The 16,641-nt window shown below is 63.3% G+C and carries 14 protein-coding genes; 6 read left to right on the top strand and 8 right to left on the bottom strand.

The features are described 5' to 3' along the window. Positions 1-18: 18 nt before the first annotated feature. On the bottom strand, positions 19-927 hold the full coding sequence (locus AC07UR_RS04755; protein WP_209787171.1) for a DUF1499 domain-containing protein: 909 nt from the start codon (positions 925-927) through the stop codon (positions 19-21). Between the two features lie 260 nt (positions 928-1,187). Between AC07UR_RS04755 and AC07UR_RS04750 the strand changes: the two genes are divergently transcribed. Together AC07UR_RS04750 and AC07UR_RS04745 are read left to right on the top strand one after the other, a co-directional pair. Beyond that, a complete protein-coding gene (locus tag AC07UR_RS04750) occupies positions 1,188-1,577 on the top strand; it encodes a hypothetical protein (RefSeq protein WP_173419257.1) in 390 nt (129 codons plus the stop codon). 358 nt (positions 1,578-1,935) lie between these two features. Beyond that, entirely contained in the window at positions 1,936-2,217 is a 282-nt protein-coding gene (locus AC07UR_RS04745; RefSeq protein WP_173419256.1) for a hypothetical protein, read from the top strand. Between the two features lie 75 nt (positions 2,218-2,292). On the opposite strand, the gene prfH is transcribed toward AC07UR_RS04745, so the two are convergent. From prfH to AC07UR_RS04725, 4 genes are all read right to left on the bottom strand, one after another. Then, on the bottom strand, positions 2,293-2,910 hold the full coding sequence (prfH, locus tag AC07UR_RS04740; RefSeq protein WP_209787172.1) for a peptide chain release factor H: 618 nt from the start codon (positions 2,908-2,910) through the stop codon (positions 2,293-2,295). Then, entirely contained in the window at positions 2,903-4,111 is a 1,209-nt protein-coding gene (locus AC07UR_RS04735; protein ID WP_209787173.1) for an RNA ligase RtcB family protein, read from the bottom strand. The genes prfH and AC07UR_RS04735 overlap by 8 nt, the downstream gene beginning before the upstream one ends. A 316-nt stretch (positions 4,112-4,427) precedes the next feature. Continuing rightward, positions 4,428-7,094, bottom strand: coding sequence for a pyruvate, phosphate dikinase (ppdK, locus tag AC07UR_RS04730; protein ID WP_209787174.1), 2,667 nt, complete (start codon positions 7,092-7,094; stop codon positions 4,428-4,430). Positions 7,095-7,231: 137 nt separating this feature from the next. Next, positions 7,232-7,942 (bottom strand): hypothetical protein, encoded by a 711-nt coding sequence (locus AC07UR_RS04725; protein ID WP_209787175.1) that lies wholly within the window; start codon positions 7,940-7,942, stop codon positions 7,232-7,234. Between the two features lie 159 nt (positions 7,943-8,101). Between AC07UR_RS04725 and AC07UR_RS04720 the strand changes: the two genes are divergently transcribed. After that, on the top strand, positions 8,102-9,151 hold the full coding sequence (locus tag AC07UR_RS04720; RefSeq protein ID WP_209787178.1) for a helix-turn-helix domain-containing protein: 1,050 nt from the start codon (positions 8,102-8,104) through the stop codon (positions 9,149-9,151). A 146-nt stretch (positions 9,152-9,297) separates the two neighbouring features. Here the strand turns inward: AC07UR_RS04720 and smc are convergent, their stop codons facing one another. The 3 genes from smc to AC07UR_RS04705 all read right to left on the bottom strand — a co-directional run bounded on the left by smc (position 9,298) and on the right by AC07UR_RS04705 (position 14,422). Continuing rightward, positions 9,298-12,759, bottom strand: a complete 3,462-nt coding sequence (gene smc, locus AC07UR_RS04715; protein WP_209787180.1) for a chromosome segregation protein SMC — start codon at positions 12,757-12,759, stop codon at positions 9,298-9,300. A 102-nt stretch (positions 12,760-12,861) separates the two neighbouring features. Further along, entirely contained in the window at positions 12,862-13,695 is an 834-nt protein-coding gene (locus tag AC07UR_RS04710; protein WP_209787182.1) for a DsbA family protein, read from the bottom strand. A gap of 220 nt (positions 13,696-13,915) precedes the next feature. Next, the gene (locus tag AC07UR_RS04705; protein ID WP_112808504.1) at positions 13,916-14,422 is read right to left on the bottom strand and encodes a DUF721 domain-containing protein; all 507 of its coding nucleotides are present in this window, start codon (positions 14,420-14,422) and stop codon (positions 13,916-13,918) included. A 93-nt stretch (positions 14,423-14,515) separates the two neighbouring features. Between AC07UR_RS04705 and mutY the strand changes: the two genes are divergently transcribed. Genes mutY through AC07UR_RS04690 form a run of 3 tightly spaced genes read left to right on the top strand, consistent with a single transcriptional unit; the run spans position 14,516 to position 16,619 of the window. Beyond that, entirely contained in the window at positions 14,516-15,604 is a 1,089-nt protein-coding gene (gene mutY / locus AC07UR_RS04700) for an A/G-specific adenine glycosylase (protein ID WP_209787184.1), read from the top strand. Between the two features lie 22 nt (positions 15,605-15,626). Further along, positions 15,627-16,244 (top strand): HAD family hydrolase, encoded by a 618-nt coding sequence (locus tag AC07UR_RS04695; protein ID WP_209787186.1) that lies wholly within the window; start codon positions 15,627-15,629, stop codon positions 16,242-16,244. A gap of 15 nt (positions 16,245-16,259) precedes the next feature. Continuing rightward, positions 16,260-16,619, top strand: a complete 360-nt coding sequence (locus AC07UR_RS04690; RefSeq protein ID WP_209787188.1) for a nuclear transport factor 2 family protein — start codon at positions 16,260-16,262, stop codon at positions 16,617-16,619. The last annotated feature ends 22 nt before the right edge of the window (positions 16,620-16,641 follow it).

Genomic DNA, 16,641 nt, shown 5'->3' with positions numbered 1-16,641 from the left:
GGGCCGGTCCTGTCCTGATCAGTCGCCGGCAATGCCGAGCAGCTCCGCATCGAGAGCGCGCAGGAACTGGTCGGCGAAGGCAGCGCCGATGCCGAGGTCGTGCTGGCCGTAGCGGGACGCGACGCGCAGATCGACGAAGGTCGTTTCCGCTTCTTCGCGCAGGCGGATCAGCACGTCGAAACGAAAACCGGCGATCAGAGTACGCCATTCACCCTGAAGCACGACATCGCTGGAACGCCGTCCCGGAATGGCGCCTTCGAGCGCCATTTCCGGCCGCGATTCCGGCACGGGTACATTCTCCGGTTCGGCAGTGGCGTCCGCCCCGGCATTCGGCCGGACCGCCAGATCCTCGAGATCGGCGCGGGTATTTTCGACGCCGAGTTCCTGCGTAATCCCGACGCGCGTTTTCTCGACGACGTTGCGCACGCCCTGGAAAACACGGTCGAGTGCGCCGTCGTAACGTCGTCCGGTCAGGCCGGGATAGGCGACGATCTGCGCTTCACGATCTTCGAGAGTGACGGTCGGCTTACGCTTCAACCAGCTTTCCTCCGTCTGCGGTACTTTCAGCCAGGGTGGCGGCGTCACCGTATCGGTGCTGACATCATAGATCGCTGGACGGGTCAGGTATTGCGCGACACCGAAGCCGATAAAACCGAGGGGCGGCGCGGCATAGACAAGCGCCGAAGCCGAAGCGAGCCCGCCGATGGCGGCGACCTGCCAAAGCCGCGCGAGCCCGACGACGGCAAGCAGGACGCCAAGCAGGGCGAAAGCACCGGAAAGGCCGACCAGGCCGAGGAAGTGCGGTGTCGTCAACGGGCCGAACCGATGCGCAGCCAGGGACAGGGCGAAGATCGCAAAGGCGATGCGGGCAAAGCGGCGCGCCCAATGGGCGGCATGGGAATAGGGGCGCTCGTACCGGACCATCATGTAACGGAATCAATCCCCTGCATCGAAACAGATCCGCATTCTTAGACCATGGCCGGGGCCGTGAAAACAGGCAATAGAATCGAGAAGGAGGCATGGGGTGGGCGCGTCAGGAGCATTGCCGCAAAATCGCCATTCTCGTTAACCACCTATCAGACATTACGAATATGCCCGCACGGCGGCAAAGGCCGCAGGGAACAGTCAACCGGAGGCAATGGCCGACGTCTGGGAAGTGATCCAGCACGGCAGGACGGAGAGACATCATGGTCGCATCGCAAGCAGCCGTGGCAACTGCCACCCACGCCGCACCGCCCTCACCGGCTGACGCCGGCATACCGATGGCGTTGCTGGAGCTTGAGCTTTCCCTCGACGGTTTCTCCGGCAGCAAGGATGATTTCACCGCTTTCATTCGGACGGTCGCCGACAATGTCGGCGGCGAGTTTCTCTTTGCCTTGCCGGCTTCCGGCCTGATCGAGGACTGCCTGAGCATCGCCGTCCTGCGCCTCGGCGAGACCGAGGGCGATACCTCGCCGATCCTGTTCGTCTGCCTTGAGGAAGAAGGCTCGACGATCCGGCTTGAGCATCCCGGCGAAAGCACCCAGGACCTGAAAAGCTTTGCCGAATCCTTTGTCGGCGTGCTCGAGCGAATGTAAACATCGAGGTGTACGGAAACGGATTGACGGCTGGCCGCCGGCAGGCTCATCATGTTTCCATGCGATTGAATCGTGAATGCAAGATCCTTGTGGGGCGCGCACGCCTGAACTCCGGCGTTTGGCCTAGCGTTGCGCCGGCGCCTCGGCCGGCGATCGCACGAACCGCCCTGCCGGTCGTCATAGCAATACCCGAAAAAATCAGGGTGGACACGACAGCCCGCCATGCGGCAGAGCTCTGTTCTGCAGGCGGCGGTAAAGAGCTGAGCGACTTGGTGTGTCCGACCTCCTGACAAGGATGCGGTTGGGGCACAAGCAAAGACGGTTTTTCGCCGAGCCGATCTGCATCCGCTCAGGAGGCATGAATATAATGAAGACCAAACTGCTGACCCTTTGCGCCGTCGGGCTTTTGCTTGCGGCCTGCCAGACGATGACCCCGGAAGAGCGGCGTGCCGCCGACGGCAATACCTGCGCCTCATACGGCTTCCGTCGAGGAACCGACGCATTTGCCACCTGCCTGCAGCGCATCGAGCTTGACCGCCGCGCCGAGTCGCGCGCCTTCCGCTACAACAACGATGCGATGATGTGGGGCTGGAACCGCCCAGTTGTCATCGCGCGCCCGGTTGTCGTGCAGGCGAATTGAACCGCGGCGGCCGCATGTCGATAGCTGCAGACGCGCGACCCGGACGCTCGGCGCCCGGGCCGCACAGTCGCATAGCTAGAGCCGGAACGTCTTCACCGCATTGCCACGCTCCAACTGCTTGCTGGCTACGAACAAGGCTGCTTTTTCCTGCTCTTCATGATCGGCGGCTATGAGCTCCAGAATGCTCTGAAGCCTGCGGATTGCGGTTGCCTTGTTGCGATGCTGCGATCGCTCCTCCCGGCAGACAACGGTGATACCGCTTGGCACATGCGTCGCCCGCACCGCGCTGTCGGTGGTGTTTTGATGCTGGCCACCAGGTCCACCGGCCCGCAATGTCTCGAAGCGCAAGTCCTTGTGCTCGATCGTCGGCACCACGGCCGCATCGACGCAAGGATCGAGGCGCCGAACGCCGACAAACCAGTTCTGACGTTGGTGGCCCTTGCGCACCGGGCTCTTGAAGACAAACCGGACCGTACCGCAATAGGCCTCGGCCATTTGCTCCGCCATTTTGCCGGACACCGTCACCACGGCCGACTTCGGACCGAACGCATCGGGTTGACCGCCACGGGTCTCCTCGAAGCTGCAGCCGCTCGTCTTTGCTTCCCTGGAAAGGATATCGATGAGCGCGGCAAGGGCGATGCGGCACTCGACTGGACCGTTGCCCGCAGTCAGAAAGAGCATCACCTCACCCACGGCGCATCCTCCTCATCGTCATCCGCTCCCGTTTTGCCTTGTCCCAGTCGACCGCCTGCCGCTGGACGTTCTTGTAGGTCACCAGCGGCTTCATGGCGGCGAGCGGTTCTACGAGCCCGAATGCCTGGAGATCGCCGACGACTTTCGCCGCATCCTTGTAGGCACTCGCGGCTTCCTCGATCAGCAGGTCGCGATCGTCACAGATGGCAACGCCGCCCCAGCCGTTGAGACGAAGGGCATCACGCTCGGATCGGTTCGCGCCGGCGCGGCCATGCATGGCCTTCCGGTCATACTTGCGCCCGGCGCCGTGCGAAATTCCCCAATGGGAGGCCACTGCGCCGGCCAGCGCCCGCACGAGATAACTTCTCGTGGCGCGCGAGCCGGCGATCGGAGCAACGGTGCCTTCGCCGATGGCCGCCGCACCCTTGTAGTGCAGAAAGCCGGCCGATGTGCTTCGCACCAGATTGTGCGGCACGTCGGCAACAAGCGTCACGTCGGCACGCAACGCCTGGGCCGCACGCTCGGCGACCATCTGCCTGTTGAGCGACGCCCATCGCACGCAGTCGGCGCTTCGTGCCAGCCACTGCCTGGCAGCAAGCGAATCTGCAGCCAGGCCGTCGCGCAGCGTTGTAGCTGCATCGAGCGTTTGGCCGAAGAGATCCGCTCCCGCCGAACGCGAGCCGGAATGAACCAGGAGATAGAGCTTCTGGCGATCGATGAGGCCTCCGATATCGTCATTCAGCATTTCGTCGACAGCCTGTATCTCGCAGAAATGGTTGCCTCCGCCGATCGTGCCGAGCGAATGCGGGCACATATCTGACGAGAGATCATGTTCCGCAAGCCGTCCGGCCAGGTCGCCCGGATCGATCTGCTCCATTCCGCGCAACTGTTCGGCCGCCCTCTCGACCTTGAACTTGCGCAGCGGCAGGGAAAGCTCAAAGAACGACATGCCGCAACCGATATCGTTGCCGATCAATTGCGGGTAAAGCCGCTCACAAAGAGCGACCATGCCGACCGGCCCGTATTTGCCAGGATGAAGGTCCGGAAAGCCGGCGACGGAAATCATACCTGCGAGCGCCGAGACTTCTCGCAGTTGATGAATTGCCGCGCCTTCTATCAAGCTGCCGGCGGTGAAATAGTGTGTGACGGTCGCATTGCGCGCGCCGCCTTCGGGGACGGAGTCCCCAAGATGAGTGCCCATGAAAATAATTCCAGAACAGGGTCAAGCAACCGGCGCGATGGCCGGCAGGACGGGTCTCACCAGCGCATCAACGCTGATCAGCCACGAAGCCCCAAGGGGCGTAAGGAAATGCTCTGCGTCATTTTCCGCTCCCGTTCTGAACAAATGGCCATGTCATGCATGGCCGACACCTGCCCGCCCGACAATATGCCGTGCGAACGGTGTGCGTCATGAACCGTTGGCCCGCACTTTGCAACCAGGAAATGTCGAGGCGATACCGAAGACGCCTTTCCGTTGCGCGACGGCAACAGCGTGAGCCGTTGCCGCTTTTTGCGCCTCACGCCTTGCCGTTGATCGCTGCCTGCGCCGCCGCCAGCCGGGCGATCGGCACGCGGAAGGGCGAACAGGAGACGTAATCGAGGCCGGCATCCTCGCAGAAGCGGATCGAGGCCGGGTCGCCGCCGTGCTCGCCGCAGATCCCGAGTTTCAGGCCATTCTTGGTCCGGCGTCCGCGCTCGGCCGCGATCTGGATCAGTTCACCGACACCATCGAAATCGAGCGAGACGAAGGGGTCCTGCTCGATGATGCCTTTCTGCTGATAGGTCGCCAGGAATTGCGAGGCGTCGTCGCGCGAAATGCCGAACGTCGTCTGGGTCAGGTCGTTGGTGCCGAACGAGAAGAAGTCTGCCGCTTCCGCAATCACATGGGCGCGAAGGGCCGCGCGCGGCAGTTCGATCATCGTGCCGACGAGATAGTCGATCTCGATGCCGGCTTCGCCGATCACCGCTTTTGCCACAGCATCGATGCGCTCCTTGACGTAGTCGAGTTCGGCGCGCAGGCCGACGAGCGGCACCATGATTTCAGGCACGACCGGAGCACCGGTTTCGCGTGCGGCTTCGACCGCCGCCTCGAAGATGGCGCGGGCCTGCATTTCGGCAATCTCCGGATAAGAGATGGCGAGGCGGCAGCCACGATGGCCGAGCATCGGATTGAACTCATGCAGCTGGTCGACACGCTCGCGCAGGGCTGACGGATCGAGCGACAGGACGCCGGCGACGTCGGCGATCTCTTCATCCGTCTTCGGCAGGAATTCGTGCAGCGGCGGGTCGAGCAGGCGGATCGTCACCGGCAGGCCGTGCATGATGGAAAACAGCTCGACGAAGTCCGATCGCTGCATCGGTAAGAGCTTGGCAAGCGCGAGGCGTCGGCCGGCCTCGTCTTCCGCCAGGATCATCTCGCGCATGACATTGATGCGGCCGTCCTCGAAGAACATGTGCTCGGTGCGGCAAAGGCCGATGCCCTCGGCGCCGAAGGAGCGGGCCGCGCGCGCATCGGCCGGCGTTTCGGCATTGGTGCGCACCGTCATGCGGCGGCTGGCGTCGGCCCAGGCCATGATCTTTCCAAAGTCACCCGAAAGCTCCGGCTGGAGCATGGCGATCGCGCCTTTGAGCACCTGGCCGGAAGAGCCGTCGATGGTAATGATGTCGCCCTTCTTAAGGGTCACACTCGGCGTGATCAGCAATTCGTTGCGCAGATCGACGCGGATGCCGCCGGCACCGGAAACGCAAGGCGTGCCCATGCCGCGTGCCACCACCGCGGCATGGCTGGTCATGCCGCCACGGGTGGTCAAGATGCCTTCGGCGGCGTGCATGCCGTGAATGTCTTCCGGGCTGGTCTCGATGCGCACGAGGATGACCTTGCGACCTTCCTTGTCGGCCTGAACGGCCTCTTCCGAGGTGAAGACCATTTCGCCTGTCGCAGCGCCCGGCGACGCCGGCAGGCCGGAGCCGATGATATCGCGGCGCGCGTGCGGGTCGATCGTCGGGTGCAGCAATTGGTCGAGCGAGGCGGGGTCGATGCGCGCAACCGCTTCGTTCTTCGAGATCATCCCCTCCTCGGCCATATCGACGGCAATCTTGAGCGCAGCCTTGGCCGTGCGCTTGCCGGAGCGCGTCTGCAGCATCCAGAGCGTACCGCGCTCGATGGTGAATTCGAGGTCCTGCATGTCGCGATAGTGGCGCTCGAGCTTGTCGCAGATGGCCCGGAACTCGACGAAGGCCTCCGGCATCAGTTTTTCCAGCGACGGTTTGTCGGAGCCGGAGGCAATGCGGGCAGCCTCGGTGATGTTTTGCGGCGTGCGGATACCGGCAACGACATCCTCGCCCTGGGCATTGACGAGGAACTCGCCGTAGAGCTCGTTCTCGCCGGTCGACGGGTTGCGGGTAAAAGCGACACCGGTCGCCGACGAATTGCCGAGATTGCCGAAAACCATCGCCTGGACGTTGACCGCCGTGCCCCATGCCGCCGGAATGCTGTGCAGATGGCGGTAGGTGATGGCGCGTGGGTTCATCCAGCTGGAGAAGACGGCACCGATGGCGCCCCAGAGCTGAATTTCCGGGTCCTGCGGAAACGGCTCACCGAGGGCTTCCTCGATCGCTTCCTTGTAGCGGGCAATGACATGCTGCCATTCGACCGCCGATAGCTCGGTATCCTGCTCGTGGCCGAGGCGCGCCTTCTCGTCTTCGAGGATCTCTTCGAAAACATCGTGGTCGACGCCCATGACGACGTCGCCATACATCTGGATGAAGCGACGGTAGCTGTCCCAGGCAAAACGCGCGTCGCCGGCGTCGTGACCGAGCGCGTGCACGGACTGGTCGTTGAGGCCAAGATTGAGAACAGTATCCATCATGCCCGGCATCGAGGCGCGAGCGCCGGAACGCACCGAAAGCAGCAGCGGACGGTTGGTATCGCCGAAGATCCGCCCGGTCACTTCCTCCATCCGGCGAATGCCTTCGCGGACCTGATCGTGCAAGCCCGCGGGTATTTCGCGGCCATTGTCGAAATAGCTGTTGCAGGCATCGGTGATAATGGTCAGCCCCGGCGGCACCGGCAGGCCGAGGCTGCACATCTCGGCAAGGTTCGCACCCTTGCCACCCAGCCGATCACGATCGCCCGCCCGCCCTTCGGCCTTGCCTCCACCGAAGGTGTAAACCCATTTCGTCATGCCTGCTCTCCACCCAGAAACAGTCTTTTGTGACGATTTACAGTATATGCTTCGGCCTGGAAATGCACCCGCCGAAGATTTATGCTGCAGCGCATCATTTTTGCGACAATCGAGTGCAAGGCGTCGCGAGCCGCGGCTCAGCGGATCGTCGCTCGTACCATCTCCCCCTTGATGCGAACCTGTGGCTTGGCGCCGGGGATAGCCGTTCGCGAACTGTCGACCCAGGACGCCGTCGCCGTCACCTGATAATCGATCAAACTTGCCGCATCGAAGCCAAGATGAATATCGAGCGCCTTTCCGGAGATCTCGACTGTCTCTGATTGCCGGGTCGTCTCGTAAATGAGCCGCGCCCGCAGGGCCTCCACGTCGAGCCTGACCTGTCCGACGTGCCCGTCGATCGAAACATCCGCCGCCTTGCCCTTGAGCGCGACACGCGAAAACTCCCCCTCAAGCTTGGCTTGAAACGCCGGTTGCTCGATAGAGACCGATGCTCCCTGTTTGAGGTTGGCGCGAAGCTGGGTCTTGCACTCCTCCAGTTCCGGCCAGGACGGGGCAGCCACGTCGACGTAGAGGGTGGTGCCTTCGACACGCATCCGGGTTTGCGATACGCAGTCGCTGTAAAACCAGCTGGAATAGAAAGGCGCAAACCAGCCGGAACGGCGGCTCTCGACCGACGCGCTGTAGGGCAAGCTCTCGTCGCTGGTGAGTTCGATTGCGCTTGCCTCGCCACGCGCGACAATTGCCGTGACACCGGTGATATCGATGTCGGTCGCCGATGTCTCGGCGGTGCTCGCCATGGCGACGAGAAGGATGGGGGCAAGGACCATTGCAGGCAGTGCGATCGACATGTGACGCTCCGTTCGTTGGATCCGGCACCATCGCCGGACAGAAACAGCTCGCCTGAAATCGACCACAGCCGCGACCTTGATCGCGTTTCGGGTCGACCACGAACGCAATCGAGGGCATCATCGCAGCGTCAACACCTCCTCCGAAGAATTCATCCGCCCATGCTGTTTGTACCGCTACCCTTCGTCGTCTCCCTCCTGTTGACGATCGTGATCGTCCGCATGCTGTCGCAACGGGACGAGACCATGACGTTCGAGCAACGCCTGTTCCTCCTGCTCGTCTGCGCCTATGCGCTGCAATCCGTGCTGATCGGCATCCGGTGGGGCTACGACATCCGCGCCATCCTGCCGGCTCAGGCGATGCTTGCGACGTTCAACGCGGCGCTCGCCTGGGTCTGTTTCAGCAGCCTTGCAAGCGACAGCCAGCCACGCCTGAAGCAAATCGGCTGGCATCTCCTGCCGGCGCTCATCGTCGGGGTAATGATGTTTGCCTGGCGAGATGCAGTCGGCACCGCGATTATCCTGTTCTTTCTCGGTTACGGCACTGCTTTGCTGTGGCTTGCGCGGCTTGGGCCGAACGCATTGGTCACGTCCCGCCTCGACGGTGTGCTTCGATCATACCGCTCGCTGCAGATCACCGGATGGGCGCTCGTCGCGTCTGCCCTCAGCGACGTCGCTATCGGTTTTGACCAGACACGCAACGGCGGCGCCTATTCCGGCGCGATCGTTGCGGCCGGCAACGTGCTCGCCCTGCTCATTCTTGGATCCGCCGCCTCGATCGCCAGCTTCGACACATCCACAGACAGCGAACGGCAGGATGAAGAGCCGTTGCCCGAAGAGCGCGGTGCAAGCGAAGAGGACGCACAAATCGTGCAGAGCATCGACGCGTTGATGCACAAGAAGGCGCTCTACAAGGATCTCGAACTCAACCTCTCGCGGATCGCGCGCAAGCTCGGCGTACCGGCGCGGCGTATTTCCAACGCCATCAACCGCATCCACGGCATCAGCGTCTCGCAATACGTCAACAACTATCGGGTCGAGGAAGCCTGCCGGCTGCTTCAGAAGACAAATGAGGCGATCACGCAGATCGCCTTCGAGGCGGGCTTCCTGACGAAATCCAATTTCAACCGCGAGTTCCTGCGCGTCACCGGCAAGAGCCCCTCCTCCTGGCGCGAAGAACACCGCGGCATCGAGCTTAGAAAAGCGGCATGAAGTGGAATGTATACTTGCGTTGAAAGCTGAGCCCATCGCGCATCGCCGAGGGAAAGTCGACACCAAGTCCGTTTACGTCGACACTTGGAATGACACGGGGGCAACCGACGGAACGGGCGGCCTCATTCTCGAATTCGAGCGACCGCCTAAACCACTTCCCTCAGCCGCTCTGCCGTCTGCAGGTCGACGGACACGAGTTGGGATACGCCCTGCTCCGCCATGGTGACGCCGAACAGGCGGTTCATGCGGGCCATGGTGATCGGGTTGTGGGTGATGATGACGAAGCGGGTTTCGGTCGAAGCCGCCATCTCGTCCATCAGGTTGCAATAGCGCTCGACATTGTGGTCGTCGAGCGGCGCATCGACTTCGTCGAGCACGCAGATTGGCGCCGGATTGGTGAGGAAGACGGCGAAGATCAGCGCCATCGCCGTCAGCGCCTGCTCGCCACCCGACAGCAGCGTCATGGTCTGCGGCTTCTTGCCTGGCGGGCGGGCGAGGATTTCGAGACCCGCTTCGAGCGGGTCGTCGCTCTCGATCAATTGCAGTTCGGCCGTGCCGCCGCCGAAGAGATGGGTGAAAAGCCTCTGGAACTGGGCGTTGACCACGTCGAAGGCAACGATCAGCCGCTCGCGCCCCTCGCGGTTGAGGTTCTGGATGGCGCTGCGCAGCTTGCGGATCGCCTCGATGACATCGTCGCGCTCCTTCAAGAGCAATGCGAGCCGCTCGGAAAGCTCCTTCTGCTCCTCTTCGGCGCGCAAGTTGACGGCGCCAAGACGCTCGCGCTCGATCTTCAGCCGTTCCAGTTCACGCTCGACGTTGCGCATGTCCGGCAACGCTTCGTCGACGGCAAGCCCGGTCAGACGCATCACCTCGTGCGGGGCGCAGGACAGCGCCTCCTGGATGCGGGCCTCGATCTCGACGCGACGCTCGCGTGCCGACACCAGTCGCTCCTCGGCGCGGCCGCGCTTTTCGCGCGATTCCGCCAGCTCCGAAAGTGCGGTTGCGGCCATGCGGTCGGCCTCGCGCTGGCGGCCTTCTGCCTCGGCCAGGATGTCGGCCGCCTCGCGACGTGAAGCCTCGGCCTTCTGCAGTTCGTTCATCAGCGCGCGCCGCTTGTCGTCGAACTCGTCGGGCGCGTCCATCAGGTCTTCGACCTCTTCGCGGGCTTCGGCCTCACGGTCCCTGAGGGTGGCGATATGTTCGTCGGCGCTCGCCGCCCGCGCCTTCCAGGTCTGGCGTTCACCCGAGATCGCCGAGATGCGGCGCTGGCGCGCCTCGTTCTCGCGCGCAAGACCATCGTGAGCGGCGCGCCTTTCGGCAACCGCTGCGCGGTCGCTTGCGACATCTGCAGTCTGCGTGCGCAGCTTCAGTTCGAGTTCGGAGAGATCGGGCGCATCGGCAAGCGCGTCGTTGGCCGTCTCAATCTGTTCGGCAACTTCTTCGAGCTGGTTTTCGAGCTGGCTCTTGGTTTCAGCAACAACGGCGCGGCGGCGCGAGAGATCGCCGGATGCGCGCTCGGCGGCGGCCAGCGCATCGCGAGCTTCGCCCAGCTGGCGGGTGATCATGCGCTGGGCGTCGCGGGCAAGCCGCAACCGTTCGTCCTCGGCGCGGATGCGCGAGCCGGCTGCGGCAAGATCAGCCTCGGCACGGCGCAGCGCCTCGCCGGCGTCGTCCGCTTCGGCATCGAGTTCGGCGAGACGGTTCTTCTGAGCGAGTCTGAGCGCCGCAGCGCTCGGCGCCTCGGATCCGGTCACATGGCCGTCCCACCGCCAGACCGAACCCTGCTTCGTCACCAGGCTCTGGCCGGGCTTCAACAGCGGCATCAGCCGCTCGGCCTCGGCCTCGCTGTCGACGAGGCCGATCTGGCTCAGGGCGCGTGTCAGTGCCTGCGGCGCGCGAACGTGCTCGATCAGCAAGCGTACGCCCGGCGGCAATGCGGCGTCATCGGATTGGTCGCCCGGGGTGCGCCAATGGGCGGGAGCGGCGCTATCGAGCGGCGAATCGAGATCGTCGCCAAGGGCTGCTCCCAGCGCCGTCTCGAAACCGCGATCGACCTTCATCTCCTCGACGACACCAGGGTAGTCGCCACCGCCGGCCGCTTCGAGCATGCGGCGGATGGTGCGCGCCTCGGTCTCGATACCGTTGAGAACGGCCCTTGCCCGATCGACCGGCGGGCGGGCTTCCGCCTCGGCGCGACGGGTTTCGGCAAGCGCCTCTTCGATATCGGCGACATTCGCCTCGGCCTCTTCAAGCGCAGCCTCGGCCACTTCCACCTGACCCTGCTTTTCGTGCGGGTCGGGCAGCGTCGACATCTGCCGGTCGAGTTCGTCGAGATCGCGGGCCTGATCCGAGAGCTGGCGCGCCAGCCGCGTCTGCCGTTCGGAGAGATCGCGCAGCGCGCGCTCGAGCTGGTTGCGACCCGCCTGCGCCTCGGCGCGCTCGGCCGTCAACCGGCCGAGATCGGCTTCGCTCTCTGAGAGCTTCTCGTTAGCCTCTTCGAGCCGTTCCCGGGCTTCGCTTGCCCGGTCGTCGGCCTCGGCAAGAAGCTCGCGCAGTTCCTCGTCCTCTTCATCGAGGCGGGCGATGATGCCGGCATTGTCGGCAACCAGGCGCTCCTCGCGAGCAATATCCTCGGCGAGCTGCGCCAGGCGGCGCTGCAGCTCGTCGCGGCGGCGCAGGATGCGGCCGGCATCCTCCTCCAGCTGCGACCGGGCGATCTGCAGACGCTGCAAAGCGGCGGCAAGCTTCGCCTCGTTCTCACGCAGTTCCGGCAGCTTCAGGCTGGAAATCGCCTGATCCTTGGCTGCCTGCATCTGCGCCTGCGCCTTTTCGGCGACAAGCGCCGTCACCTGGTTGAGCTGGCTGGTCGCCTCCGCTTCGGCCTCCTTGGCCTGGACCCAGCGGATATGGAACAGGATCGCCTCGTGCTTGCGGATATCGGCCGACAGCATCTTGAAGCGATTGGCCTGGCGGGCTTGGCGTTTCAGGCTTTCGATCTGGCTTTCGAGCTGCGAGGTGACGTCATCGAGGCGCTCAAGATTGGTCTCGGCCGCTTTCAGCCGCAACTCGGCCTCGTGCCGACGCGAATGCAGACCGGAAATACCGGCCGCTTCTTCGAGAAGCTGGCGGCGTGCCTGCGGCTTTGCGGAAATCAATTCGCCGATACGGCCTTGGCCGACCATCGACGGCGAGCGGGCGCCGGTGGAAGCATCGGCAAACAGCAGCTGCACATCCTTGGCGCGCGCTTCCTTGCCGTTGATCCTGTAGACCGAGCCCTGTTCGCGCTCGATGCGGCGCGTTACCTGGATCTCGTCACTGTCGTTGAAGGCGGCAGGCGCGGTGCGATCGCTGTTGTCGAGGAAGAGACCGACCTCGGCCGTGTTGCGCGCCGGGCGATTGCCGGAGCCTGAAAAGATCACATCGTCCATGCCGGACGCACGCATGTTCTTGTAGGAGTTTTCCCCCATCACCCAGCGCAACGCCTCGACGAGGTTCGACTTGCCGCAGCCGTTCGGGCCGACGATGCCGGTCAGACCGCGCTCGATGATGAATTCGCTGGGTTCGACGAAGGATTTGAAGCCGAGCAGGCGAAGCTTGTTGAACTTCATGCGGTAGACGCTGGCGCAGAACGCCCCTTGTCATCCAACCTGCGGGCATAAAAAACGGGCGAGCGGCTACCGCCGTCGCCCGTTTTCAGGAAAAGCGAAGGATCAGAGCTTGCTGTCGATGAGGGCCGACATGACGTCAACCGACATATCCCCAGAATAGTGCTCTCCATTGACGAAGAAGGTCGGCGTCGATTGTACGCCAAAGTCCTTTGCGCCCTTCTGCATAACTGCGTTCACATCATCCAGAAGTTTCTGGTTCGTCAAGCAGGACTCGAAGCTCTCCTGTGTAAAACCGGCAAGCTTGGACATCTGCAGCAATGCATCGCGACCATTCTGGGCGGCAGCCCACTGCTGCTGCTGCTTGAACAGCATCGAGATCATCGGGAAGTACTGGCCCTCGGGCGCGCAACGCGCCAGCATGAAGGCGGCAGCCGCGCGCGGATCGAACGGGAATTCGCGCAGGACGAAGCGAACCTTGCCGCTGTCGACATACTTCGTCTTGATCTCTTCGAAGGTGTTGTTGTGGAAAGCGGCACAATGCGGGCAGGTCATCGACATGTATTCGACGATCGTGACCGGCGCGTTGGCTTCGCCGATCGCCATTTCCGGCAAGGCGCCTGGCTCCATCAGCTTGGCCGTGTCGACGGAACCTTCCGACGAGGGAAGCTCGACCTTGGCTGCCGGCGCGGCCGTCGACTGGGCGACTTCGGTTGCGGCCGGCTTGGCTTCCGTGGTCGCAGCAGCTGTCGTCGAAGCGGTGGTCATGGCGTCGGCTGGCTTGGCGTCGGTCTTGGCGGCCGTTTCCGTGGTTTCGGTCGGGGTCGCCGAAGCCTGCTCCTTCTTGTCGTCGCTGCAGGCGCCAAGCACGAGAGCAACGGTCGCGATGGCAACACCGCTAAGCAGGCGTTTGGAAAGGTTCATTGCGGAAGCGGACATGAATTTTACCCGTGTTCGGAGGGAATTGCAGTGCGGATTCGATATCTTGCCGCGCGCAGGGCGGCAAGGGGCAGCTTCTCAACAGAATTCAAAGAATTGTGACCGGCTGATGGTGCACCCTTGAAGCCATGTCGCGCGAAGGCGTGAGACGGTCCGGGATAATCACAGCCGCACGGGCACGAACATGCCAGGAGGACACGAAGCGTTGAGATCGCGGGGATCAGCGCCGGCGCGGCGACATGACGGCGGTCCCCAGCCGCCGCAGCGCCGCCTTCAGCTCTTCGCTCTCGATGCCCTCGACCATGGTTTCGAGCTTGCGGGCCGGTTCGCCGGTCAGTGGACGCGGGGTGCGATTGCGTTTGGGCGGCGGTGAGACCGGCTTTTGCACGATCCGCAGCTGGCCAATCGCATAAAAGCCGAAGAAGCCGTTGATGCGCTGGATCAGCTCGCCCTGGGCATGGGTCAGGAACAGGGCGCGCGCGCCCTCGCAAGCGACCGTGAGGACGCCGGGCTGGTGCCCGCCCTCACCGGCAATTTCCGAGGCGCGGCGCGGCCAAGCGATCTTTTCCGGCCGGGTGCAGTCAGCGAAATCAGCGCCGGCGATCTCGTCCCAGGAGCCGAGCAACATGGTGTTGATGCCGGCGCGCTTGGCGAGCACCGGATCGATCAGCCCATTTGCCACCTCTGCGATCTGGATCACACCCCGGCGGGACTTCTGTTCACTCACGAACGCGACTTTCTGTATGCAATGTCGATTGAGCCTTGATGCGCCGGCTCGCCTTCGCCAAGTATATGCCGGAAAAGGAACCTCCGGCAAATCATGGACAATACGATCACGGCGGCGAAGGCCGCCCCGCTCCTTCTTGAATGGTACGACCGACACCACCGCGAGCTTCCGTGGCGGGTTTCGCCGTCGATGGCGCGACACGGCGTGGTCGCCAATCCCTACCATATCTGGATGTCGGAAGTCATGCTGCAGCAGACGACCGTGCAGGCGGTGAAGGCCTATTTCGAGAAGTTCCTGACCCTGTGGCCGACGGTCGAACATCTCGCCGCCGCCGACAATGAGGACGTGATGAAGGCCTGGGCCGGGCTTGGCTATTACGCCCGCGCCCGCAACCTCAAGAAATGCGCCGAGGCCGTGGCGCGCGATCATGGCGGTCGCTTCCCCGAAACAGAGGAAGGGCTGAAGGCCCTGCCCGGCATCGGCGACTATACCGCCGCAGCCGTTGCCGCCATCGCCTTCAACCGCCAGAGCGCTGTGCTCGACGGCAATGTTGAACGGGTGATCTCGCGGCTCTATGCGATCGAGACGCCGCTGCCAGCGGCAAAGCCGGAAATGCGCGGTCTCGTCGCCGCCCTGACGCCTGCCGACCGGCCCGGCGACTTTGCCCAGGCGATGATGGATCTCGGCGCAACGATCTGCACGCCGAAGCGCCCGGCCTGTTCGCTCTGTCCGTTCCGGCCACACTGTCTGGCGCTTTCTGTTGCCGATCCCGAGACCTTTCCACGCAAGGCGAAGAAGAAGGACAAGCCGCTCCGGCTCGGCGCCGCCTTCGTGGCGATCGATGCCCGCGACACGGTCTATCTGCGCAAACGCGGCGAAACCGGCCTTCTCGGCGGCATGACCGAAGTGCCCGGCACCGCCTGGACCGCGCGGCAGGATGGCGACACGTCGGTCGCAGCGCAGCCCTTTGCGGCTACCTGGGAAGACTGCGGCACGATCACCCATGTCTTCACGCATTTCGAGTTGCGCCTGTCGGTTTACCGGGCCAATGTCGCGCGCGCCGAAACCGGAACCGACGGCTGGTGGGAGCCGGTCTCGTCGCTGAAAGCCCAGGCATTGCCGACGGTTATGAAAAAGGCGATCGCCCAGGCGATCCCGGATGCCTTCAAAGCCGAGCGCTGAGACGTTTAAAGAGGAACAGGTCATGAGCAGCATCGAAATCCGCCACATCGTCTTCGACATCGGCAAGGTGCTGATCCACTACGACCCGAACCTGCCCTTCAGCCGCATCATTCCCGACGAGGCAGAGCGGCAGTGGTTCTTCGCCAATGTCTGCACCCACGACTGGAACATCGAGCAGGACCGCGGCCGTTCCTGGGAGGAAGCGGAAGCGCTGCTGATCAAGGACCATCCGGAGCGTGAAGAGCATATCCGCGCCTTCCGCAAGCATTGGCAGGAGATGGTGCCGCACGCCTATGTCGAAACGGTTTCCCTGATGGAAAACCTGATCGCCGAAGGGCGCGACGTGACGATGCTGACCAACTTCGCATCCGACACGTTCCGCGAGGCGCAGCAGCTCTATCCGTTCCTGACGATGCCGCGCGGCGTCACCGTGTCGGGCGACGTCGGCCTGATCAAGCCGGATGTGGCGATCTACGAGACCCACGCCCGCTCCTTCGATCTCGATCCGCCGGCGACGTTGTTCATCGACGACAGTATGCCCAATGTCGAGGGCGCGCGTCTGGCCGGCTGGCATGCAGTGCATTTCACCGACCCGGAAAAACTGAAGGCCGATCTCGCCGCCTATGGCATTCAGCGCTGATCCCTGGTCGTCGCAATGTCCCTCGATCCCTCCGCGTTGACCGCACGCTACCATGCGGCGATCAACGCGCTCGACTTTCAGTCGATAGGCGACGCTTTCGCCGAGAATGCACGTTATGCCTCAAACGGCGTCGGCGCCCTTTGCGGACGAGCCGCAATCGTCTCCGCCTTTCGCGACTACTTTCTGGTTTATCCGGATCAAGTGGCTGAAGACAGCGTGATCGAAACGCTTTCGCCCTCGTCGGCGCGAGCCAAGTGGCATCTGACGGCAACGGACGCCAAGACCGGCGAGACGGTAGAGCGTTCAGGTGTCGAGCTTCTTCATTTCGACGGTGAAGGACGGATCGTCGCGATCGAGGTGTTCGACGACGATTGACAAATCCAAAAATACAAACGCC

The sequence above is a fragment of the Ensifer sp. GW821-FHT05G01 genome, assembly GCF_059419585.1.
This window is presented reverse-complemented; position numbering and strand designations above follow the sequence as displayed.

Coding starts and splice junctions, on each gene's coding strand:
- AC07UR_RS04755 (WP_209787171.1), bottom strand. CDS start 927: ATGATGGTCCGGTACGAGCGCCCCTATTCCCATGCCGCCCATTGGGCG.
- AC07UR_RS04750 (WP_173419257.1), top strand. CDS start 1,188: ATGGTCGCATCGCAAGCAGCCGTGGCAACTGCCACCCACGCCGCACCG.
- AC07UR_RS04745 (WP_173419256.1), top strand. CDS start 1,936: ATGAATATAATGAAGACCAAACTGCTGACCCTTTGCGCCGTCGGGCTT.
- AC07UR_RS04735 (WP_209787173.1), bottom strand. CDS start 4,111: ATGGGCACTCATCTTGGGGACTCCGTCCCCGAAGGCGGCGCGCGCAAT.
- ppdK (WP_209787174.1), bottom strand. CDS start 7,094: ATGACGAAATGGGTTTACACCTTCGGTGGAGGCAAGGCCGAAGGGCGG.
- AC07UR_RS04725 (WP_209787175.1), bottom strand. CDS start 7,942: ATGTCGATCGCACTGCCTGCAATGGTCCTTGCCCCCATCCTTCTCGTC.
- AC07UR_RS04720 (WP_209787178.1), top strand. CDS start 8,102: ATGCTGTTTGTACCGCTACCCTTCGTCGTCTCCCTCCTGTTGACGATC.
- smc (WP_209787180.1), bottom strand. CDS start 12,759: ATGAAGTTCAACAAGCTTCGCCTGCTCGGCTTCAAATCCTTCGTCGAA.
- AC07UR_RS04710 (WP_209787182.1), bottom strand. CDS start 13,695: ATGTCCGCTTCCGCAATGAACCTTTCCAAACGCCTGCTTAGCGGTGTT.
- mutY (WP_209787184.1), top strand. CDS start 14,516: ATGGACAATACGATCACGGCGGCGAAGGCCGCCCCGCTCCTTCTTGAA.
- AC07UR_RS04695 (WP_209787186.1), top strand. CDS start 15,627: ATGAGCAGCATCGAAATCCGCCACATCGTCTTCGACATCGGCAAGGTG.
- AC07UR_RS04690 (WP_209787188.1), top strand. CDS start 16,260: ATGTCCCTCGATCCCTCCGCGTTGACCGCACGCTACCATGCGGCGATC.